Consider the following 21,431-nt stretch of genomic DNA (forward strand, 5'->3'; position numbering starts at 1 on the left):
GTTATTTTTTTTGTTCGATTACATCTAAAATTTCTCGTAATTCTTTTGCTGTAATTTTTTCTTCTTTAGCGAAAAATGAGACCATGTTCTTATAAGAATCATTAAAATATTGTGTCATAGCTTTGCAGACAAAATTATTTCGATATGCCTCTTTAGTTATGACAGGATAGTATTGATGGGTTTTTCCGTATGCTTTATGAGCTATGTATCCTTTGTCTTCTAGGTTTCTGATGATAGTAGATACCGTATTGTAATGTACGGTGTTATTTAGTTCGGCCTGAACTTCTTTTGCAAACGCTTTTTCCAGTTTCCATAAAGCTTGCATGATTTCCTCTTCCTTATTAGTCAATTTTTCCATTTACGAGTTTTTAAGTGGTTTCAAATATATAACTATAAAAATAGTTACACAACTGTTTTTGTAGTTATTTAACTATTTTTATAGTTTTTGAAATGTAAAACCATATAATATGAAGTCAAAAAATACTAGTTACATCCGTGACATATGGTATACTTATTTTATATTCGCAAACAAATAAGTAGCATATGATTCAGAGCATAATTTTTGTAATAATCGGGTTTGTACTCTTGGTAGTTGGAGGTGAGTATTTAGTACGTTCTTCGGTTGCATTATCTTTTAGATTGAAGCTGTCAAAAATGGTTATTGGTCTTACTGTTGTATCATTTGCTACATCTGCACCTGAATTATTGGTTAGCTTACAGGCGGCGCTAGGTGGCTCTGCAGATCTTTCTCTTAGTAATATTATAGGTTCTAATGTGGCAAATATCGGATTGGTTTTAGGTATAACGGCGCTTATAGGTCCACTAGCTATAGATAAAGATTTTTATAAGTTTAATTGGCCGGTAATGATGCTACTGTCTTTGGCATTATATTTCTTTTTGGATAATGATGGTGTGCTAACTAGAACAGAAGGTGGTGCATTATTGATTTCTTTATTTGTTTATATGTTCTTATTGATTAAAAGAGCAAGAAAGCACGCAGATAAAATGATCGAAGAGGTTGATGATGCGTTAGAAAAGGTTTCTAATTTTAAGATGATTTTTTGGTTGTTGATAGGAGGATTAGCACTATATTTTGGTTCAGAGTTGTTGGTAGAAGGAGCAAAGGATATAGCAACTAGAATGGGAGTAAGTGAAGCTGTAATTGGACTCACTATGGTTGCTATAGGAACTAGTGTACCGGAATTAGCAGCTTCTGTAATTGCTGCATTGAAGCAAGAAAAAGCAATCTCTTTAGGTAATCTTATCGGTTCTAACATTTTTAATATAGCGTCTGTTCTTGGTGTTACTTCGCTGATTCAGCCAATAGCGGTTACCGATCCACGATTAATGAATATAGATATCTTTTGGATGCTTGGATTTGCGTTGATTCTATTACCTCTAGCTTTTATTCCAAAAAAAATGATTTTAGGAAGACCAAAGGGGTTTTTGATTTTTGCTGGATATTGTGTTTTTATAGCTTTAGTGTTTATAAAGTAAATCTTTGGTACTACCTAAGGTGAGAACATTTTTTTTGCTAATATTTTGTAGTTGTATAATTGGGTATCTTGATTAAATGTCTTCTATATAAGGATAGTATATGTTTCAAAAGGCTTGTGATGTTGAGGTGTTGCCTAAATTGAATTAGAAATACTTTATTTAGGTATTGGTTAATACAGATCTTATAAAAGCCAAGCTGCAGTTGGATAATAGAGTGCGTTAGATTATTTATTTCTAGAAATATAAAGGTGTCTGAATAGGAAGATTGAAGAGGTCTTCTAGCGTTGAAACTGTAAAATTAGTAATATGCCAATATTCAAAGAATTCTAGTATTGCTTCATAATGATTATTGAGGAATTAAAAATAAAAAAAGTCTCCTGATATTTTCAGGAGACTTTTTTGCGTTTAACAAGTTTTAGTTAGTTACTTGCTTCAAATCATTATGCTGTAACTGCTGAAACATCTGCAGTTTTTACAGTTTTTACGATTCTAGCTGCAATTTTATAAGGATCACCATTAGATGCAGGACGACGATCTTCTAACCATCCTTTCCATCCATTTTCTACGGTGATGATAGGTATTCTTATAGAAGCTCCTCTATCTGATATTCCATAAGAGAACTCATTGATAGATTGTGTTTCGTGTTCTCCTGTTAATCGTTGGTCATTAAATTCACCATAAACAGCGATATGTTCTTTAGTTACAGGTCTAAAAGCTTCACAAATAGTTTCATAAACTTCTTTAGATCCACAAGTTCTTAATATTTCATTAGAGAAATTGGCGTGCATACCAGAACCATTCCAGTCACCTTTTACTGGTTTAGGGTGGTATTCAATATAGTATCCGTATTTTTCTGTAAGTCTGTCTAATAAGTATCTGGCAACCCATATTTCGTCACCAGCTTTTTTAGCACCTTTAGAGAATAATTGAAATTCCCACTGCCCACTAGCAACTTCCTGATTGATTCCTTCAAAATTAAGTCCGGCATCAATACATAGATCAGCATGCTCTTCTACAAAATCTCTACCGTGTGTGTTTCTACCACCAACAGAACAGTAATACATTCCTTGCGGTCCAGGATATCCACCAACAGGGAAACCTAAAGGTAACTGCGTATTTCTATCCATAATAAAGTATTCTTGCTCGAAACCAAACCAGAAATCACCATCATCATCTATTGTCGCTCTTGCATTAGATTCGTGAGGAGTTCCATCAGCATTCAGAACTTCTGTCATTACTAAGTACCCGTTTCTTCTTGTTGGATCAGGGTAAATAGCTACAGGTTTTAATAAACAATCAGAAGAACCTCCTTCTGCTTGTCTTGTAGAACTACCGTCAAAAGACCATACAGGACAATCTTCAAGCTTTCCACTAAAATCATCTTCCACTTTTGTTTTACTTCTTAGATTAGCAGTTGGCTTATAACCGTCTAACCAAATGTATTCTAATTTAGCTTTACTCATAATTAATACTTTATAAATTGAACTCTTAAAGGTTTCAAAATTAGTTTTATTTTATGATAACGGAAAAAAAATAGGGGGTCAAATGTGTTTTTTTTATCAATTTTTATCAACACCCTACTTTTTTGTAGGGTATTTTGGTTTTATTCTAATTTTTAAAGAGCATTTTTTTAATATTAACAATAAAAACTTCTTTTATATTTGCAAAAAACTTACTCAATTATGTCAACACTTAGATTCCAAGCATTAAAAGAAACCTTAAATCGTAGTTCTGTGATAGTTACAGAGACTGAACGTCGATCTGTATTGTTTGGCGAAAATGTATTTAATCAGGCTACGATGCTTCAGTATTTAACTAAAGACGCATATAATAGTGTAATGGATGCAATTGACCATGGAACTAAGATTGATAGAAGGATTGCTGATCAAATTGCATCATCAATGAAGGATTGGTCATTGGCTAAGGGGGTTACACATTATACGCATTGGTTTCAGCCGCTTACTGGTGCTACTGCAGAAAAGCACGATGCTTTTTTTGAAACGATAGGTAATGGTCAGGGTATAGAAAAGTTTGGTGGAGGGCAATTAGTACAGCAGGAACCAGATGCTTCTTCTTTTCCTCATGGTGGTATTCGTAACACATTTGAAGCCAGAGGTTATACTGCTTGGGATCCTACTTCTCCTGCATTTATTTATGGAACAACTTTGTGTATTCCTACAGTTTTTGTAGCATATACAGGTGAGGCTCTAGACTATAAGACTCCGTTACTAAGAGCGTTACATGCTGTGGATACTGCTGCAACAGCAGTTGCTAAGTATTTTGATAAAAATGTAAAAAAAGTAAACGCTTCACTTGGTTGGGAACAAGAATATTTTTTGATTGATAGAGCGCTTGTGGAATCTAGACCAGATCTTGTAATGACAGGAAGAACCTTATTGGGGCATTCTTCGGCAAAAGGTCAGCAGCTAGATGATCATTATTTTGGGAGTATTCCTAATAGAGCTTTGGCTTTTATGAGAGACTTAGAAGTAGAATGTATGCTGTTGGGGATTCCTGTGAAAACTCGTCATAATGAGGTAGCTCCAAATCAGTTTGAGTTGGCACCTATTTACGAAGAAACAAACTTAGCAGTGGATCACAATTCTTTGTTAATGGATATTATGGAAAAAGTAGCATCCAGACATAATCTAAAAGTATTACTACATGAAAAACCATTTGCAGGTGTAAATGGATCCGGTAAGCATAATAATTGGTCGCTAAGCACTAATACAGGTGTAAATTTATTGGGCCCTGGAAAAACACCTATGAGTAATCTTCAGTTTTTAACCTTTTTTATTAATACGATTAAAGCTATTAATGAACACGAAGAATTAATGAGAGCCGGAATTGCTTCTGCAAGTAATGATCATCGTCTTGGTGCTAATGAAGCACCTCCTGCTATTATGTCCGTATTTATTGGAGAACAACTTACATCAGTGCTTAAAGAATTAGAAGGAGTTACGGATGGAAAATTATCCCCAAAAGAAAAAACGGATCTAAAACTTAATGTGGTAGGTAAAATCCCTGAAATTTTATTAGATAATACAGATCGTAACAGAACATCGCCTTTTGCTTTTACAGGAAATAAGTTCGAATTCAGAGCGGTTGGCTCTAAGGCCAATTGTGCGAATCCAATGACGATCTTAAATACTATAGTGGCAAAGCAGCTTGTGGAATTCAAAAAAGAGGTTGACAAGTTAATCGATAAGAAAAATTTAAAGAAAGACGAGGCCATTTTTAATGTATTAAGAGAATATATTAAGAAATCTAAGAACATTCTGTTTGAAGGTAATGGGTATGGAGAACAATGGGAGAAGGAAGCAAAAAAACGTGGTCTAAGTAATAATAAGACAACACCAGAGGCATTAAAAGCAAAGGTTTCTAAAAAGACATTGGATCTTTTTGAAGAAATGGGGGTAATGAATAAGATAGAAGCCGAAGCACGTTATGAAATAGAAATTGAAGAGTATGTAATGCGTATTCAGATAGAAGGCCGAGTATTAGGAGATATTGCCAGAAATCATATTATACCAACTGCTATTAAATATCAGAATATGCTGATTAGTAATGTTTCAGGGTTAAAAAATCTTTATGAAAAGGATTTTAAAAAATATGCGAAAGAGCAGATGGAGATTATTGAGGAGATTTCTGAGCATATAGGTAAAATAAATACTAAAGTAAATGAGATGACAGCAGAACGCAGAAAAGCTAATAAATTAGAAGATGCTGAAAAAAAAGCTGCTGATTATTGTAATAAGGTAAAACCATTGTTTGATCAAATTAGATATAGTTGTGATAAATTAGAGCTATTGGTCGATGATGAATTATGGCCTTTAACTAAATATAGAGAGCTTCTTTTTACTAGATAGGTAAGAATTAACTGACTAATAGTGTTTTTTGTTTTATTTTTAACAAAAAATTAATATCTGTTAAACCCTTGACAAACCCATAGGAAATTACTGATTTTATGGGTTTTCCGTAATGCATTTTGTCGAATTCTTACGGAATTTCCAAAAATACCCTTAATGTTTTCATAAATTTGCAATGTCAGCAAAGGTCAATAGATTTTTTGCTAGATAACTCCCCCAGATTTTTTTAGAAAAGAGCGTTAGGTATAATTATCTATCACTCCTTCGTACGCCCCAAAATGTTTAATACTTGAATTGAATTATTAATCAAATTTAATATATTTTACGTATGAAAAAAGTAATTTTTAGTCTAGCAACTTTATTAAGCGCGTCAGTGATGGTTGCACAGTCGAACGTTAGTAGTGTTGATCAATCTGGTGATATGAATGCAGCCAATATTACACAGGTAGGTCTAGCAAATACTAATACAACAACTCAACTAGGAGCGGGGAATAATGCAGAAGCTATTCAAGGTAGTGATGCGTTTGCTTCTAGAAACGGAACTGTTACACAAATGCAAACAGGTGATAAGAATACTGCTTTTGCTCAACACGAAGAGGATAGAAATGAAGTTTATCAGGTACAAGTAGGAAATGGGAATTCTGCTTCTGCTACTCAAAACTTATTAAACTTTGGTGGAGATAATCTTTCAGAGCAGCTTCAAGAAGGTAACGGTAATGCCGCTACAATTTCTCAAGAAGGAGCGGGCTTCTTCGGAGATGGATCTTTAAACTATGCAGGTCAAGGTCAATTTGGAGATGCTAATACAGCAACAACATCTCAAGGTGGTGAAGAAAACTTTAGTTTAATCATTCAGGACGGTTCTTTTAATACTGCCTCAATGGCACAGGTTGGAGATGTTAATACAGCTGACCAAAGACAAACTGGAGAAGCTAATCTTGGTACTGGTGAGCAGTGGGGATCTAACAATCTATTGATTCAATCACAAAATGGTGGAGGTAACGTTGCTACTTCTCTTCAAGGTAGTAGTTTCTTTGACTCTAGAGGAGGTATTGTAGATCAGTTTCAGTCTGGAGATGAGAATGAGGCGTATGCTCAACACGAAGAAGATAATAACATTATTGTTCAAACTCAGTTAGGTGATGGTAACTCTGCTTCTGCAACTCAGAACTTAGCTTTCTTTGGTGGAGAGAATCAAACACAACAATTCCAATCTGGTAATGGAAACGTTGCTACTGCATCTCAAGAAGGTGACTTTGGTATCTTTGGAGAAAATAATTTAGTGCTTCAAGGACAGATTGGTGATGAAAACATTGCAGAATCTTTTCAAAATGGAGCTGGAAACATCAGTGATATATTTCAAGTAGGAGATTCTAACTTTGCACAAGACATTCAGTTTGGTCAAGATAATACTACTTTTGTTACTCAAACAGGAGAATCTCATAGTAGTGTTATCCTTCAAAGCGGAACAGGAAACGCTGCTGTGGTAACACAGACTGGTTCTGGAGGAGAGCTTTAAGAAATAATTTTAATATATTTGAGAGAGTTGCACTATCTTTAAGGTAGTGTAACTCTTTTACTACTTTTAATACCTTTTATCAATGAAAAAATATATCACACTTTGTGTTGTTGCTTCTATCTTATTATTTTTTGGAAATGCGTCTGCTCAAAACACAGAAAGTCAGGAGGAATCATTGGTAGAAAGTCAGGAGCGATTTATTACACTAAATCAATTGCAGAATAATACAGCGGTGCAAGTGGCTAGGGAGAATATGGCTGGAAATAATACCGTTTTTATTCAGCAGATTGGCACGGGTAACCAGATATTTTCTAATATTACAGCGCAATCATCGGATATTCGTTTAAGTCAAAATGGAGAACAAAACCTGATCGATATAAATGAAACATCCAAAGAAATAGAGAAGTTTATTACTCAGAACGGTAATAATAATACAGTTACTGATTTTTCTTTTAACTCTGATATTTCAACTAGTTTAGAGATTCTTCAGGAAGGAGATAATCTTTCCTTTGAAAGATTCGGGAGTAATGAGTTATCCAAAAACTTAAAGTTTAAAATGACCGGAAATGCTCGCACGATTATTGTTAGAAGTTTTTAATAAAGTTTACTTGCTTGCTTTATGAATTTTAAGCTGATCATATTATTTCTTTTGGTATTTCAATTTTCAAATGGTCAGTTTACAAATACTGAGGTTGTTGCTAAAATTAAAACAGAGAGAATTGATGATATAGTTTCTGTCAGTGCTGAAGTTGCAAATTCTACAGAAGTTTATAAAAGTTTAAAATATATATATTCAATTTTTAGAACTGATTCGGATAATAATGTTACAAAAAATAATCAAGAAGGTAGATTTACATTAGAAGCTAACGAGCAAAAGAATTTAGCTACCGTATCTGTGGGTATTGATGAGAGTGATAAAATTGTAATCCTTTTGTTGGTTTATGAAGAAGAAACAATTGTAGGTAAAGATCGTATCGCTTTTAATGAAGAAGCTAAGAAAAAGAAAAAAGAAGAAGAAGAATATACTGAGGATGATGGTATAGAATTAAAAGGTATCGTTATCGAAGAAACAAAGACAAAACCGGGGAAAGATTTTTACGAATTCTTTTATAATTCATATACATTAAACAGGATAAATGGTTCTAAAATAGTTGGAGTTTATGAAAAGCTTAGCTTTGGTAGAAGTACTATTATTCAAGTTAAAATAGAAGATAAAGTCATTCACGAATTTCTTGGGAAACCGGATATAGAATACTTAGAGCAAATGTCTAAAGTTGCAATACGTAGAGTGTATAAATATTTTAAAGATCTAAAGAAACAAAAGAGAGATATTTTTCAGTATTAATTACTTATTCTAAAAATAATGAAGTCAATCATAATAACTATTATACTCATTTTCTCCGCTTATCAATATGGCTTTGGACAAGATTTAGTGTATAGACCAACAAATCCTGCTTTTGGAGGAGATACATTTAATTATCAATGGTTATTAAGCTCTGCTGAAGCTCAGAATACGTTCACGGATGATAATGATCCAAATGCAGATGATAGATCCGAACTAGAACGATTTACAGAAAGCCTTAATAATCAGTTGTTAAGTCAGATATCAAGAACTTTATTTAATGAACAATTCGGACAAGAAGGTCTTACAGAAGGAACCTTTAGTTTTGGAACATTGTTTATAGAGATTTTTCCATCTGGTGAAGGTTTGGTGATTAATATTTTGGACACCAGTACAGGAGATCAATCTCAAGTAATAATTCCTAATTAATTTTTAATGCGTCATAAGTTTTATCAAGTAATTCTAGTAATTTCTTGTACAATATTGTTGTCTGGATGTGGTACCTATTTTAATCAACCCATCACAATAGAACAGGCACGAATCGGTGAAGACACACGATTTACCAAATCTTTAAGAAATTTTCCTCGCCCAATTGAGCCAGTAGTGGTTGGTGTTTATAAATTTAGAGACCAAACTGGTCAATATAAACCCACGGAGGCAGGTAGTACTTTTAGTACAGCAGTTACACAAGGAGCAACCACTATTTTGATTAAAGCCTTAGAGGACTCTAAGTGGTTTGTGCCAATTGAAAGAGAAAATTTAAGTAATCTTTTGAATGAACGAAATATTATACGTTCAACCAGAAAAGAATATAGAAAAAATAAAAATCCAAATGAGCCTCAATTACCTCCATTATTATATGCCGGGATTATTCTAGAAGGAGGAATCGTGTCATACGATTCTAATATCATAACAGGTGGACTTGGTGCAAGATATTTTGGAATTGGTGGTTCTACTCAGTATAGACAAGATAGGATAACAGTTTATTTAAGAGCTGTATCTACATCAAGTGGTAAGATCTTGAAAACCGTATATGTGTCTAAAACTATATTATCACAAGCGTTAGATGCAAGTTTCTTTAGATATGTAAAATTTAGCAGATTATTAGAAGCTGAAACTGGTTTCACAAAAAATGAACCAGGACAGATTGCGGTTTCTGAAGCTATTGAAAAAGCTGTAGAGGCTTTAATAATAGAAGGGATAGAAGATAAACTATGGAGTTCTAAAGCTGAACCAGAAAAAATAAATGCATTAGTAGCGGATTATAATGCAGATAAAAATGAGGCTCAAAATACAGGGCTTTATGAGCGTTATTTCAAAGAAAGACGAGGAGAAAAGGCAGTTTTTGCCAATGGAGGATTGGCATTGATGAGCGGTGACTATAACAATGCAGATTTATCGTATTCTGCCAGAATAGGAGGAAAGTGGTATTTCAATCCATATCTAAATGCTAATGCAAGTCTTAGTAAATTTCAGTTGAGAAATGAAGGCGCTTTTTCTGAAGGATTTAATGCGATAGATGTAAATGCAGAATTGACACTCTTACCTTTCGAAAAATTGACTCCCTTCTTTTTTGGAGGAATGGGAACTGTAAATAGCGATGATTTTGACAGAACTTTCTTTAAGTTTCAGTACGGAGGTGGGGTTGAGTACCTGGTTTCTGAGCATATAGGTGTTTCCTTAAATGCAACACATAACCTTGTTCTGGGAGATAAACTGGATAATGTTACACAAGGTAAACGAGATGATCAGTATTTTAATTTCTCTTTGGGCTTAAACTGGTATTTCAAAAATCCTTTAAAAATGGATAAAGAGCTCCGTAAACAAAAACGTAGAGAACAAAAAGAACTCAGAAAGCTTAAAAAAAGAAATCGAAAAGTAATTGAAAATGGTGATGCTCCAAAAGGATAAAACCCTGATGAAAATGATGAAATATATTATAAAAATAATAACTGTATTTACCATATTAACTATGTCCTCCTGTAGTGAGGATACTATAGATTTAGAAGGTTTAGGTGCTGTAAGAGGTAGTGTAGTGGCTGTAGGGACAAATGAACCTTTAGAAAATGTAAAGATATCTACAAACCCTTCATCTAGTACAGTTTTTACAGATGCAAATGGTGAGTATCTCATTGAAAATATCCCTTCAGGAGATTATTCATTGTCAGCTCAAAAAGAAGGGTTATTAGCACAATTTGAAGCGATATCCGTAATTGCTGATAGAGAATTAGAAATAGTTTTCGAAATGGATATCGAAACAGCAGGTAATAGGCCTCCTGATACAGCTATTTTGGATTCACCAGTAGATAATTCTATAGATCAGCCATTGGAGGTCGATTTGGTTTGGACCGGTGTGGACCCCGATGATGATACGCTTACATATACAGTTACATTGCGTAATGATGAGAATTCTGATGTAGAGATTTTTGAAAATATTACAGATACTACCTATACTTTGACGAACCTTTCTTATAAAGTTAAGTATTTCTGGCAGGTAAGTAGCAGTGACGGAATAAATGATCCTGTTAACAGTGGTACTTTTGCTTTTGAGACGATGAGTCCTCCAAATAATCGAATTGTATACACGAGATCTATTAATGGTAATAGCGTTATCTATTCTGCAAATGAGCAAGGAGGAACTGAAATTCAACTTACTTCAGAAACTAAAAATAGTTTCAGGCCAAGACGCAATGTGGGAACTGGTAAAATTGCTTTTTTGCAATCCGTTGGTTCACAAACACATTTGTTTACAATGAACGAGGATGGTTCTCAGATAACGCAAGTTACTTCCCAAGTGTCAGTTGCAGGATTCAACTTAGGAGAAATTGATTTTTCCTGGTCCGACAATGGTTCGAAATTATTATTTCCTAATCAGGATAAACTATATAGTATTAATGTGGGCGGAAGTGGTTTAACTCTGATATATCAAACGGTAAATGGAAACTTGATTTCGGAAGTGGATAAGAACGACAATAATAATATCATAGTGCTTAAAACAAATAACCTTGATGGGTATGAAGTAGAGATTTTTACGATTAATACTTCAGGTACGATATTAGATACAGTGTTATCAGGAGAGACTGGAGCAGCTGGAAGTGTGAATCTTTCGGTAGATGGCACTAAGCTTTTATATTGCCAAGATGTTTCTGGTTTCGAAAGTAGTGATTACAGGCAATTAGATTCTCATTTGTTTATTTATGATTTCGGTGATAGCTCTAGATTAGATATTTCTATAGAAAAGCCCGCAGGAACAAATGATTTGGATGCACGTTTTTCTCCAAATGAGGCTGCTCTGATTTTTGTAAACACTTCTAATGACGGTATATCGCAAAGAAACATACAGACCATGTCAATTTTAGAAATAGCTAATAGAGCTGATCTGATTACTGATGCTTCTATGGCTGATTGGGAATAATATAATTCTGAATTCAGAATTCTGAATTCAGAATTTCAACTATCTTTGCGCTTTATTATCCGCATAATACTATAATAATGAGTCAAGAAGTAAGTAAACGCTACGCTCAACGTGGGGTTTCAGCATCTAAAGAAGATGTTCATAGTGCTATCAAGAATATAGATAAAGGTCTTTTTCCAAAGGCATTTTGTAAAATAGTTCCGGATCATCTTACAGGTGATGAGGATTATTGTTTGATTATGCATGCAGATGGTGCTGGTACTAAATCTTCTCTGGCATATATGTACTGGAAAGAAACAGGAGATGTTTCTGTATGGAAAGGTATTGCTCAGGATGCATTAATAATGAATATCGATGACTTATTATGTATTGGAGCTACTGATAATATCATGCTTTCTTCAACTATAGGTAGAAACAAAAACCTAATTCCGGGAGAAGTAATTTCTGCCATTATTAATGGAACTGAAGAATTACTGGAAGAACTAAAAGATTTTGGAGTTACAATTCATTCTACAGGTGGTGAGACAGCAGATGTAGGGGATTTAGTTAGAACTATTATCGTAGACTCTACAGTAACAGCACGTATGAAACGTAGCGATGTTATTGATAATGCAAATATAAAAGCAGGAGATGTAATTGTTGGTCTAGCTTCTTTTGGCCAGGCTACGTATGAAAAAGGATATAATGGTGGTATGGGAAGTAATGGTCTTACGTCTGCTCGTCATGATGTATTTCATAAAATTCTGGCAGAGAAATACCCAGAAAGTTTTGATGCTGCAGTGCCTTCTGATCTTGTCTATTCTGGAAAAACCAATCTTACCGATGAGGTAAAGAATGCTCCAATTGATGCAGGGAAATTGGTGTTATCGCCAACAAGAACCTATGCACCAATAATAAAAAAGATTTTATCTAAGTTTGATAGCGAAACTATTCACGGAATGGTGCATTGTAGTGGAGGAGCTCAAACTAAGATTTTACATTTTGTAGATAACTTGCATATCATTAAAGATAATTTATTCGAGGTTCCTCCTTTGTTTCAACTGATACAAGAAAACTCAGGTACAGATTGGAAAGAAATGTATCAGGTTTTTAATATGGGACATAGAATGGAATTGTATGTTTCTCAAGAGATTGCAGATGAGATTATTTCAATTTCTAAAAGTTTTGATGTAGATGCTAAAATTGTAGGTCGCGTAGAAAGTGCGGATGAAAAGAAACTCACTATCAATAGTGAATTCGGCACATACACGTATAATTAGAGATTTGTTTTTTCGACATATTTTTTTCTAAGCAAGTCAAGTTTAGGGTGTATATACCGCTTGCAAAATGGTTTCTCAGGATTTTTTTTGTAATAATCTAAAAGCTCAGGTCTTGACAGTTTAAATTTATCTAATTTCAAAACTTGTGTAATTACCTTGTTTTCAAAATCTTCCTGTAGTTCATTTATATAAGTTTCGATAACCGTTTTTTGCTTTTCATCAGTGTAGTAGACAGCGCTTCGATATTTTTCTCTAAAACTATGATTTGAAGTACTTTTGTGAGTATGTAAATGAATCTCAATCAAGTCTTTTAACTCAATAGCTTCGGGATTATAAGATACAATTACCGCTTCAGAAAAAGAATTGTTTTTTCCAATACTAGAAATATAACCTTGTTCTACCAAAGTCACACCTTTTAAAGATTGGAAAACTGCCTCCGTACACCAGTGACACCCTCCGCCTAAGCCAATTTGTAAATCATTCATTATATACAAAAGTCGTAAATTATTATAAATCCTTATGTTTTATTTCGAAAACCTGAAAAATCATTTTTAGTAATTCTCCAGGCTCTCGATCTATATAATTAACGTGAGTTATAACTTGAATCTATATAAAGCCGTCAAATTGAGTGGTTTTTCATAATGAAATGGAGAAAAATTGTATCGAAATTAGGCTTTATGACGAAAATCTCTTGTTTTCGATACATCCGCCCGAGGGCGGACACTCAAACTGACGAGACTTTCTTATGTCGAAACTCACGTTAATTATTAATTGAGAAGGATAATTTATGATCCTAGTTCATCATTAAATTTAACCGTTTTGGTTTCTGTATCTTCTTCTTTTGTTTCTGTAAGTTCTATAGCGTTATCATCGTTAAATTTTCCTTCTTTTTTCTGAAAGAAAATCGGAACCGGAATCATAGCCACCATAACAATAAACACGAGTAAGACGATACGTCTTAGTATTTTTTTAAATCTTTTCATTTTGGTAATAGTGTAAGCTACTATCTGTTATGATAGCAGTGTTTAGATGTTTTTGAAAATTGGCTAAAAAGCCAAGAATAAGGTGTTATATTAAATGAAAAGAATCTTCTTCAGTAGTGTAGTTGTTGCTTCTGATACGAAATACTTTATGTGTTATTGTTAAAGAGATAGTACTGTTAAACTCTTTCGTCTTAACCAAAGATATCGTAGTGTGATGTTTTGATAGTTGTTTAAGGTAAGTGTGATAAAGGTTGAAATGTTCGTTAACCTTTATAGCATTTGCATACGATAATGTTTTGTCGCAACTTTTTTCATTAGAAATTACTAATTCAATTGTGGTTTGATTAACAATTGGTGGAGTATAATTAGTATATCCTCCAATACCGAGAAAAAGTAGAAGCGTAATGAACCAGCTTGAAATCAGGTTATTATTATATGTGCGCTTATGATTTAACATTTCAGTTGTAAAAATACAATTTTTTGGCTTACATCATACCCCTAGAGAATATTAAAAGGCAATGTGACCTTTGAACAAAAAAGCGTACTTTTGTGAATTCCAAGCACAGGATAGATAGAATTATGATTGATAAATTAAATATTGTAAAGCAACGATTTGATGAGGTGACCGATCTTATTATTCAGCCAGATGTTATTTCTGATAGAAAAAGATATGTGCAGCTCAATAAAGAATATAAGGATCTCAAAGCATTGATGGATGTAAGAGATCACTATATTGAGTTGACTAATAATAAGAAGGAAGCAGAAGAAATCATTGATGATGGCAGTGATGCAGAAATGGTCGAGATGGCTAAAATGCAATTAGAAGAAGCCAAAGAAGAATTACCAGCTTTAGAGGAGAAAATAAGGTATATGTTAGTGCCTAAAGATCCGGAAGATGCTAAAAACTGTGTGGTAGAGATTCGTGCCGGAGCAGGTGGAGATGAAGCAAGTATTTTTGCTGGAGATTTATTTAGGATGTATACTAAATATTGCGAAGGTAAAGGCTGGAGTGTTAGTGTAGTTGATCTTAGCGAAGGAACTAGTGGTGGTTATAAAGAAATTATATTAGAAGTTAATGGGGAAGATGCTTACGGAACTATGAAATTCGAAGCAGGAGTGCATCGTGTGCAACGTGTACCTCAAACAGAAACACAAGGACGTGTTCATACAAGTGCCGCTACTGTAATGGTATTGCCTGAAGCTGAAGAGTTTGATGTGGAATTGGATATGACAGAAGTAAGAATCGAACGAACGACTTCTACAGGTCCTGGAGGACAATCTGTGAATACAACCTATTCTGCAATTAAATTACATCACGAGCCGACAGGTATGATTGTGAGTTGTCAGGATCAGAAATCTTCTCATAAAAACTTAGAAAAAGCATTAAAAGTATTACGTTCCAGATTATACGAGATAGAATTAGCTAAAAAACAAGCAGCCGATTCCGAGAAACGAAAGAGTATGGTGTCTTCTGGAGATAGATCAGCAAAAATCAGAACGTATAACTATCCTCAAGGTCGTGTAACTGATCATCGCATCGGATTAACCTTGTATGATCTAGGTAATATTATTAATGGCGATATTCAAAAAATTATAGACGAACTTCAGTTGGTGGAAAACACAGAGAAGTTAAAAGAGTCTAACGAGGTTTTTTAGATATAATAACCTACTAAAAAAAATAGAGATCAGTAGCGCTAGTTGCTGATCTCTATTTTTTTATTGTTTAATAAATTTTATAGAATCAAAAGTATTTTCGTTTTTATAAATATTTAAAAAATAGATTCCTTTTGATAACTGTTGGGTATCGATTTCAACTGTCTCATTAATCATTGTATAATTCTTTATAGGAAACGATTTTCCGGTGATGTCTACAACTTCGATTTCTTTGAACTCTAGTGCTGATGTCAAACCATCAATTCTAAGATAACTTCCTGTTGGAATCGGGTATGCAATTAAATCATTTTTAGATAAAGTTGGAATAGATAGTGTGTTGTCACTAGAACAGCTGTTGGTAAATGCAGAGCTTAATTCATCACTGTTATCTAAAAAAGCATCGTTTGCTTTACAAATACATCTACCATCACTTTCCTTAAATGTAACATAGATAGCATCAGTTTCATAAGCTTTTACCGTGCATTGCTCAAAACTTAATGGTCCAGTAACCGTTTGTGTATTATGATTCCAATTGGAAAATAAGGTTGTTCCTTCGTTCCAAAAATTAAATCCAGGCTCTTGAGGAAACTCACAAGGTTTTAAAAATAGAATATATAATGTTCCAGTTCCTCCTGCACCACCTCCAATATTTACAGCAAGGCTCCCATCGCCTCTAAGATCACCAATAAAAGAAATTGATCTGGAGAAGCGTTCTTCAGATTCTAGAGAAAGATTAAAACCACCTTCTGTATTATTTATTTTAGTAAAAGTTTTTACAGTTTTATCTGAATTGAGATATAAGATATATGCGTGTCCTTCATCTTGCTGATTGGCACCTGTTATTAAATCAGGAACTCCATCTGAGTTAAGATCTCTTGGGCTAGCCATCGCATGTCCAAATTGAGCTCCGCTTGTTCCATTAGGATTCATTTCATCATCCAAGATATCTGTAAAACCTCCTATTCCTTCTGTGATCTTTTGTTTAGAAATAACATTGTAATTGTCACTACTTAAAGACAGAATCCAGATAGCTCCTTTACCACCTTCGGATTGAAATGCTCCTACAGCAAGTTCTTTATTTCCATCATTGTCAATATCTCCTAACATAGCAACCTCGCGACCCCCAAAAGAATCTCCATTTTCCAATCCTGATCCAAATCCTCCATTTATTGAACTTATTGTCACTATATCCGAAGTCTCAATTTCTGATTGTTCGTTTAAAAATAAAATACTAATAGCTCCTCTATCTGTTCCACCATCATCAGAACCAGGATTGCAAGCTACTAAATCGATCCTTCCATCTTCATTGAGATCTCCAATAGCAGAAAGTCCCTGAGCGATAATATTAGAGTTTTTCACAAAACTCTTAACGGTGCCATCACGATTTAAGTGGATAATGTATAGAGCTGTGTTAGATTGGGTTGGAGCAGAAACAGCAATATCAGGAATCGAATCATTGTTGTAATCTCCAATCCCTGCGACACCATATCCAAAGAAGTTTCCTTCGGTTAGTGTTTCGTTAAAATTACCTTCTAACATAGATATCTTTTGGTGTGTAGATACAGTTCCATCGGGATTCATAAATAAAATATACACTGCGCCGGCATCTGTTTCACCATCATCATCTGATCGTGCTCCTACTACTAGATCTAATACTCCATCGTTATTAATATCTCCGGCAACGTCGTGATCTCTGCTAAAACGATCCCCTCCTTCAAGGGTGCCGTTAAACCCACCCTCTCCATCAGAAATATTTACAAAATTTTCGGGGCCATACAAGTTGGTATTTTGACTAAATAGTTTGGAATTATTTAGGAAAAGTGATATCCCTAAAAATATCAGAACAGTTGTTCTCATGATTTGTGTTTTTTAAGTTGTAGAACTTTGACTTTCAAAAAGTAAAAAGGTTTAAACTTAAAATGGATGTTTTGAAAATTCTATAAGTGTGAAAAATAAAGAAACCTCTTGTTTGTAGAGAATGATTGGTTATTTAAGAGTACATGATTTAGAGTTTTTCTGTGTTTTTTTAGACATAATAAGATGTTTAGCAAAACTAAAAAAGAGGATAAATTCTAAAAATTTATCCTCTTTTTTTGAACTCTTATTGCGCTTATTATTTTAACGTGTATGATTTAGGATCTTCTGGAATTTTTTTGGCTCTAACCACAAAATACAAACCAACAAGAATAAACGGAATACTTAGCCATTGTCCCGTAGATAAGGCATCCCCTAAAGCGTCTTCAAAACCTCCTTGACTCTTTTTAACATTTTCTACAATAAAACGAACGATAAATATCAGCATCATATACATTCCGAAAAGAAAACCTCTGTTGTTTCTTTTGTCTGTTTTCCAATAAAATAACCAAAGTATTAGAGATACAAAGATATATCCAAATGCTTCGTATAGTTGAGCAGGATGGCGATATGGAATTGCTTCTAATAAATTAGAGAACTGTGGATCATTGACAACAGCAGAATATGCTTCATTCACATTTTTGATTCCGGTCTCCCTTATTACTTCAGCTTTACGTAAGCCATCTCTGATGAACTTTACCCCAAAAGCCGAATCACCAGAAGGTTCTCCTATGATTTCTGAGTTAAAAAAGTTTCCTAATCGAACAAAAATTCCTCCAACTGCAGCAGGAATAGTAACCCTATCTATAATCCATAAAGGATGTTTCTTCAGAACGTTTTTAGAATAATAGTACATAGCAATAATAAAAGCAATTGCCGCTCCATGACTTGCTAGTCCTCTAAAACCAATGAACTCAAACGCTGGATTGAATTTAAAAGGTAAAATAATTTCCAATAAATTATTTCTATAATAATCCCAGTCATAAAAAAAGACATGTCCTAGTCTAGCGCCTAATAAAGTACCTATAACTGCATAAATGAATACGGAATCCAGTTTTTCCATAGAAATGTTTTCTCGGACATATATTTTCTTCATTAAATACCAGCCTAGTGAGAATGCAACTACAAACATTAGGCTGTAAAAACGAATGACAAAAAAGCCAAGATCGAATCCTTCTATGGGATTCCAAACTATTTTAGAGAATATCATGTGGTAATCTATTTTTCAAGGGTAAATATAGGTATTTAATTAAATTCGAAATTACAAATGGAATAATAATGAGTTAAAGTGCTATTTAGATGAGTTAACTTTCTTTTCTTGGTTAGTATCCGGAACAGGATCGTAACCACTACCTCCCCAAGGATGGCAACTAAAAATTCGTTTTATAGCAAGTTTTCCTCCCTTGAGTAATCCATGTTTTTGTAATGCTTCTACAGTGTAGTGAGAACAAGTAGGTTGGTATCTACATGTGGCTGGAGTTAAGGGTGAAATTAAATTTTGATACAATTTTACCAATCCGACAAACGGCATAATCAAAATCTTTTTTAATGTTAATTTTGAAGCCAAAATATAGGATTAGTTGAGTGTAAAGCTTGTGCCTTCACGTCCGTCCTTAAGTTGTATACCCATAGCTAGTAATTCATCTCTGATCTTATCGCTAGTAGCAAAATCTTTATTAGCTCTGGCTTCCGCTCTTAACTGAATTAATAATTCAACAGTACCGGAAAGCTTATCGCTAATATCTGAGGAAGCTTCATTTGTATTTACTAATCCCAAAACATCAAAAACAAATTCGTTCATAGTTTTTTGAATGAGCTTATGATCTGCTTCTGAGATAGTAGCTTTATCTTCTTTAATAGAATTGATGAATTTAACAGCATCAAATAATTTTGCGATTAATATTGGACTATTAAAATCATCATTCATTGCTTCATAACATTCGTTAATCCAGTTCTGAACATCAAACCCTTCTGTAACTTTATTAATTTTTAAATTTTCTAAAGTTCCAATGGACTCCATTAATCTATAGAATCCTTTTTCTGAAGCTTCTAAAGCATCATTAGAGAAATCCAGGATACTTCTATAATGTGCTTGCAACATAAAGAATCTTGCAACCGTAGGAGCAAAGGCTTTATTTAATTTATCGCTTTCTCCACTAAATATTTCGGCTGGAGAAAGAATATTACCCGTGGATTTAGACATTTTCTTGCCATCCAAAGTAAGCATATTCGCATGCATCCAATAGTTTACTGGTGTAACACCACAAGCAGCTTCTCCTTGTGCAATTTCACATTCATGATGTGGAAATTTAAGATCCATTCCACCTCCATGAATATCAAATTGTTCGCCGAGATATTTTGTGCTCATTACAGTACATTCTAGATGCCAGCCAGGAAAACCGTCACTCCATGGAGATGGCCAGCGCATAATGTGTTCTGGTTCCGCTTTTTTCCATAATGCAAAATCCTGCGGATTTTTTTTATCACTCTGAGCGGTTAATTCTCTTGTATTAGCAATCATATCCTCTAGATTACGACCGCTTAATTTTCCGTAGTTATTGGTTTCGTTAAATTTCTTTACATCAAAATATACAGAGCCATTAGCTTCATACGCAAAACCATTATCGATAATGGTTTTGATAATTTCGATTTGCTCCACAATATGACCAGTCGCTGTTGGTTCTATGCTAGGAGGTATATTGTTAAACTTAGCTAGGATGTTATGGAAATCCAGCGTATAGCGTTGTACGATTTCCATAGGTTCTAGTTGTTCTAATCGTGCTTTTTTGGAAACCTTATCTTCTCCTTCATCAGCATCATTTTCCAAATGACCAGCATCCGTTATATTGCGCACATAGCGAACTTTATATCCTAAATGTTTAAGATACCTATATATTAAATCAAAAGAAATAAACGTACGACAATTTCCTAAATGCACATTGCTATAAACGGTTGGACCACAAACATACATTCCTATATTACCTTCCGTAATAGGAGTGAATACTTCTTTTTGACCCGAAATAGAATTGTAAATCTTTAGTTCCTGAGTTTTATACAACGGAGCTACTGCCATAATTTTGGTAAATGCTTATGATTATTGATTAAAGATAAAATTAAAAAGTAGTATCTAGTTTGATATAGTCTAAAAATTCTCTTCGAACAGCTTCATCTTTGAATTTCCCTCCAAACTCGCTAGTTACCGTACTACTTTCTATATCTCGTATTCCTCTGGAATTTACACATAAATGTTTAGCGTCTATTACACAAGCAACATCTTTAGTGTTTAGAACTACCTGAAGATCCTGCACAATTTGCATAGTTAAACGCTCCTGTACCTGAGGACGTTTTGCGTAATAATCTACAATACGGTTCATTTTAGATAATCCTACAACAGTTCCGTTAGAGATATAGGCTACGTGAGCACGACCAACTATAGGTAAAAGATGGTGTTCGCAAGTAGAATAAACTGTTATATTTTTTTCTACTAACATTTCGCCATATTTGTAGTGATTGTCAAAAGTAGAAGCGTCTGGTTTTCTTTCAGGATGTAGTCCCGAGAAAATTTCGTTTACAAACATTTTTGCAACTCTTTGGGGTGTGCCTTTAAGACTATCGTCACTAAGATCTAATCCCAAAGTTTCCATAATATGTTTAACATCATCTTTAATCAAAGCGATCTTTTCTTTGTCACTAAGTTTAAATGCATCTTCTCTCAGAGGAGTGGTAGCGCTAGTAGCTACATGATTATCACCTAGCGCTTCAATAGCTTCAAGGGCCTTGTCTATCTTCAAAAGTTCAAAATTTTGTTATTATAAAATATAAAAGAATTATAAAAAACACACGCATACTATCATAATATATGATGTGTTCTCTGATTAAAATTGAAATAGTACCTTCCTGGAATGTACAATTTTAACTCATTCTTTTTTTTAAATTCCCTACAATGTATACGTTGAAAATTATTAATAAATCCATATACTATTTTGAATTCAAGTAAAATCAACCGCAAACGGGCTGCAAAGATACGATTTTGTCTTTTT

The 21,431-nt window shown here is 33.9% G+C and carries 20 protein-coding genes; 10 read left to right on the plus strand and 10 right to left on the minus strand.

The annotated features are described in order from the left end of the window. Position 1: 1 nt before the first annotated feature. The gene (locus tag Q0910_RS11775) at positions 2–358 is read right to left on the minus strand and encodes a BlaI/MecI/CopY family transcriptional regulator (RefSeq protein WP_299216380.1); all 357 of its coding nucleotides are present in this window, start codon (positions 356–358) and stop codon (positions 2–4) included. A 185-nt stretch (positions 359–543) separates the two neighbouring features. Here Q0910_RS11775 and Q0910_RS11780 point away from each other — a divergent pair, with 185 nt between their 5' ends. Continuing rightward, on the plus strand, positions 544–1,497 hold the full coding sequence (locus Q0910_RS11780; protein ID WP_299216383.1) for a calcium/sodium antiporter: 954 nt from the start codon (positions 544–546) through the stop codon (positions 1,495–1,497). A gap of 440 nt (positions 1,498–1,937) precedes the next feature. Here Q0910_RS11780 and Q0910_RS11785 read toward each other — a convergent pair whose 3' ends face one another. Further along, on the minus strand, positions 1,938–2,960 hold the full coding sequence (locus Q0910_RS11785; RefSeq protein WP_299216386.1) for a glutamine synthetase beta-grasp domain-containing protein: 1,023 nt from the start codon (positions 2,958–2,960) through the stop codon (positions 1,938–1,940). A 219-nt stretch (positions 2,961–3,179) separates the two neighbouring features. Here Q0910_RS11785 and Q0910_RS11790 point away from each other — a divergent pair, with 219 nt between their 5' ends. The 8 genes from Q0910_RS11790 to Q0910_RS11825 all read left to right on the plus strand — a co-directional run bounded on the left by Q0910_RS11790 (position 3,180) and on the right by Q0910_RS11825 (position 12,901). Next, positions 3,180–5,366 carry a glutamine synthetase III gene (locus Q0910_RS11790; RefSeq protein ID WP_299216389.1) on the plus strand — a complete coding sequence of 729 codons (2,187 nt, stop codon included), beginning with the start codon at positions 3,180–3,182 and terminating at the stop codon, positions 5,364–5,366. Positions 5,367–5,694: 328 nt separating this feature from the next. Further along, on the plus strand, positions 5,695–6,885 hold the full coding sequence (locus tag Q0910_RS11795) for a hypothetical protein (RefSeq protein ID WP_299216391.1): 1,191 nt from the start codon (positions 5,695–5,697) through the stop codon (positions 6,883–6,885). 82 nt (positions 6,886–6,967) lie between these two features. Continuing rightward, a complete protein-coding gene (locus Q0910_RS11800; protein WP_299216394.1) occupies positions 6,968–7,483 on the plus strand; it encodes a hypothetical protein in 516 nt (171 codons plus the stop codon). A 21-nt stretch (positions 7,484–7,504) separates the two neighbouring features. Next, a complete protein-coding gene (locus tag Q0910_RS11805; protein ID WP_299216397.1) occupies positions 7,505–8,230 on the plus strand; it encodes a CsgE family curli-type amyloid fiber assembly protein in 726 nt (241 codons plus the stop codon). An 18-nt stretch (positions 8,231–8,248) separates the two neighbouring features. Further along, the gene (locus Q0910_RS11810; protein ID WP_299216400.1) at positions 8,249–8,656 is read left to right on the plus strand and encodes a curli production assembly/transport component CsgF; all 408 of its coding nucleotides are present in this window, start codon (positions 8,249–8,251) and stop codon (positions 8,654–8,656) included. A gap of 6 nt (positions 8,657–8,662) precedes the next feature. Further along, the gene (locus tag Q0910_RS11815; RefSeq protein WP_299216403.1) at positions 8,663–10,138 is read left to right on the plus strand and encodes a CsgG/HfaB family protein; all 1,476 of its coding nucleotides are present in this window, start codon (positions 8,663–8,665) and stop codon (positions 10,136–10,138) included. 13 nt (positions 10,139–10,151) lie between these two features. Beyond that, complete coding sequence (locus Q0910_RS11820) at positions 10,152–11,642, plus strand: carboxypeptidase regulatory-like domain-containing protein (RefSeq protein ID WP_299216406.1); 1,491 nt, start codon at positions 10,152–10,154, stop codon at positions 11,640–11,642. Positions 11,643–11,719: 77 nt separating this feature from the next. Further along, complete coding sequence (locus tag Q0910_RS11825) at positions 11,720–12,901, plus strand: AIR synthase related protein (RefSeq protein ID WP_299216409.1); 1,182 nt, start codon at positions 11,720–11,722, stop codon at positions 12,899–12,901. Here the strand turns inward: Q0910_RS11825 and Q0910_RS11830 are convergent. The 3 genes from Q0910_RS11830 to Q0910_RS11840 all read right to left on the minus strand — a co-directional run bounded on the left by Q0910_RS11830 (position 12,898) and on the right by Q0910_RS11840 (position 14,341). After that, positions 12,898–13,386, minus strand: coding sequence for a peptide-methionine (S)-S-oxide reductase (locus Q0910_RS11830; protein ID WP_299216413.1), 489 nt, complete (start codon positions 13,384–13,386; stop codon positions 12,898–12,900). The genes Q0910_RS11825 and Q0910_RS11830 overlap by 4 nt on opposite strands. Before the next feature lie 300 nt (positions 13,387–13,686). Then, the gene (locus Q0910_RS11835) at positions 13,687–13,884 is read right to left on the minus strand and encodes a hypothetical protein (protein ID WP_299216416.1); all 198 of its coding nucleotides are present in this window, start codon (positions 13,882–13,884) and stop codon (positions 13,687–13,689) included. A gap of 85 nt (positions 13,885–13,969) precedes the next feature. Beyond that, positions 13,970–14,341 carry a hypothetical protein gene (locus Q0910_RS11840; RefSeq protein ID WP_299216419.1) on the minus strand — a complete coding sequence of 124 codons (372 nt, stop codon included), beginning with the start codon at positions 14,339–14,341 and terminating at the stop codon, positions 13,970–13,972. A 122-nt stretch (positions 14,342–14,463) separates the two neighbouring features. Here Q0910_RS11840 and prfA point away from each other — a divergent pair, with 122 nt between their 5' ends. Further along, entirely contained in the window at positions 14,464–15,540 is a 1,077-nt protein-coding gene (gene prfA, locus Q0910_RS11845) for a peptide chain release factor 1 (protein WP_299216461.1), read from the plus strand. A gap of 60 nt (positions 15,541–15,600) precedes the next feature. Here prfA and Q0910_RS11850 read toward each other — a convergent pair whose 3' ends face one another. The 5 genes from Q0910_RS11850 to folE form a co-directional block, all read right to left on the minus strand. Beyond that, positions 15,601–17,394 (minus strand): T9SS type A sorting domain-containing protein, encoded by a 1,794-nt coding sequence (locus Q0910_RS11850; protein ID WP_299216422.1) that lies wholly within the window; start codon positions 17,392–17,394, stop codon positions 15,601–15,603. A 256-nt stretch (positions 17,395–17,650) separates the two neighbouring features. Further along, entirely contained in the window at positions 17,651–18,601 is a 951-nt protein-coding gene (gene lgt, locus Q0910_RS11855; protein ID WP_299216424.1) for a prolipoprotein diacylglyceryl transferase, read from the minus strand. 81 nt (positions 18,602–18,682) lie between these two features. Beyond that, on the minus strand, positions 18,683–18,922 hold the full coding sequence (gene yidD, locus Q0910_RS11860; RefSeq protein WP_299216464.1) for a membrane protein insertion efficiency factor YidD: 240 nt from the start codon (positions 18,920–18,922) through the stop codon (positions 18,683–18,685). 45 nt (positions 18,923–18,967) lie between these two features. Beyond that, entirely contained in the window at positions 18,968–20,464 is a 1,497-nt protein-coding gene (cysS, locus tag Q0910_RS11865) for a cysteine--tRNA ligase (RefSeq protein WP_299216427.1), read from the minus strand. A gap of 40 nt (positions 20,465–20,504) precedes the next feature. Then, positions 20,505–21,182, minus strand: coding sequence for a GTP cyclohydrolase I FolE (folE, locus tag Q0910_RS11870; protein WP_298318321.1), 678 nt, complete (start codon positions 21,180–21,182; stop codon positions 20,505–20,507). Between the last annotated feature and the right edge of the window lie 249 nt (positions 21,183–21,431).

Source organism: uncultured Aquimarina sp., assembly GCF_947495315.1.
GTDB lineage: Bacteria > Bacteroidota > Bacteroidia > Flavobacteriales > Flavobacteriaceae > Aquimarina.

What these genes read in the sequence shown, in the direction of transcription:
- Q0910_RS11810 (WP_299216400.1), top strand. Translation starts at nt 8,249, where the DNA reads ATGAAGTCAATCATAATAACTATTATACTCATTTTCTCCGCTTATCAA.
- Q0910_RS11775 (WP_299216380.1), bottom strand. Translation starts at nt 358, where the DNA reads ATGGAAAAATTGACTAATAAGGAAGAGGAAATCATGCAAGCTTTATGG.
- prfA (WP_299216461.1), top strand. Translation starts at nt 14,464, where the DNA reads ATGATTGATAAATTAAATATTGTAAAGCAACGATTTGATGAGGTGACC.
- Q0910_RS11835 (WP_299216416.1), bottom strand. Translation starts at nt 13,884, where the DNA reads ATGAAAAGATTTAAAAAAATACTAAGACGTATCGTCTTACTCGTGTTT.
- Q0910_RS11830 (WP_299216413.1), bottom strand. Translation starts at nt 13,386, where the DNA reads ATGAATGATTTACAAATTGGCTTAGGCGGAGGGTGTCACTGGTGTACG.
- Q0910_RS11820 (WP_299216406.1), top strand. Translation starts at nt 10,152, where the DNA reads ATGATGAAATATATTATAAAAATAATAACTGTATTTACCATATTAACT.
- Q0910_RS11805 (WP_299216397.1), top strand. Translation starts at nt 7,505, where the DNA reads ATGAATTTTAAGCTGATCATATTATTTCTTTTGGTATTTCAATTTTCA.
- Q0910_RS11790 (WP_299216389.1), top strand. Translation starts at nt 3,180, where the DNA reads ATGTCAACACTTAGATTCCAAGCATTAAAAGAAACCTTAAATCGTAGT.
- yidD (WP_299216464.1), bottom strand. Translation starts at nt 18,922, where the DNA reads ATGCCGTTTGTCGGATTGGTAAAATTGTATCAAAATTTAATTTCACCC.
- Q0910_RS11815 (WP_299216403.1), top strand. Translation starts at nt 8,663, where the DNA reads ATGCGTCATAAGTTTTATCAAGTAATTCTAGTAATTTCTTGTACAATA.
- Q0910_RS11825 (WP_299216409.1), top strand. Translation starts at nt 11,720, where the DNA reads ATGAGTCAAGAAGTAAGTAAACGCTACGCTCAACGTGGGGTTTCAGCA.
- lgt (WP_299216424.1), bottom strand. Translation starts at nt 18,601, where the DNA reads ATGATATTCTCTAAAATAGTTTGGAATCCCATAGAAGGATTCGATCTT.
- Q0910_RS11795 (WP_299216391.1), top strand. Translation starts at nt 5,695, where the DNA reads ATGAAAAAAGTAATTTTTAGTCTAGCAACTTTATTAAGCGCGTCAGTG.
- Q0910_RS11785 (WP_299216386.1), bottom strand. Translation starts at nt 2,960, where the DNA reads ATGAGTAAAGCTAAATTAGAATACATTTGGTTAGACGGTTATAAGCCA.
- Q0910_RS11800 (WP_299216394.1), top strand. Translation starts at nt 6,968, where the DNA reads ATGAAAAAATATATCACACTTTGTGTTGTTGCTTCTATCTTATTATTT.
- Q0910_RS11780 (WP_299216383.1), top strand. Translation starts at nt 544, where the DNA reads ATGATTCAGAGCATAATTTTTGTAATAATCGGGTTTGTACTCTTGGTA.
- Q0910_RS11850 (WP_299216422.1), bottom strand. Translation starts at nt 17,394, where the DNA reads ATGAGAACAACTGTTCTGATATTTTTAGGGATATCACTTTTCCTAAAT.
- Q0910_RS11840 (WP_299216419.1), bottom strand. Translation starts at nt 14,341, where the DNA reads ATGTTAAATCATAAGCGCACATATAATAATAACCTGATTTCAAGCTGG.
- cysS (WP_299216427.1), bottom strand. Translation starts at nt 20,464, where the DNA reads ATGGCAGTAGCTCCGTTGTATAAAACTCAGGAACTAAAGATTTACAAT.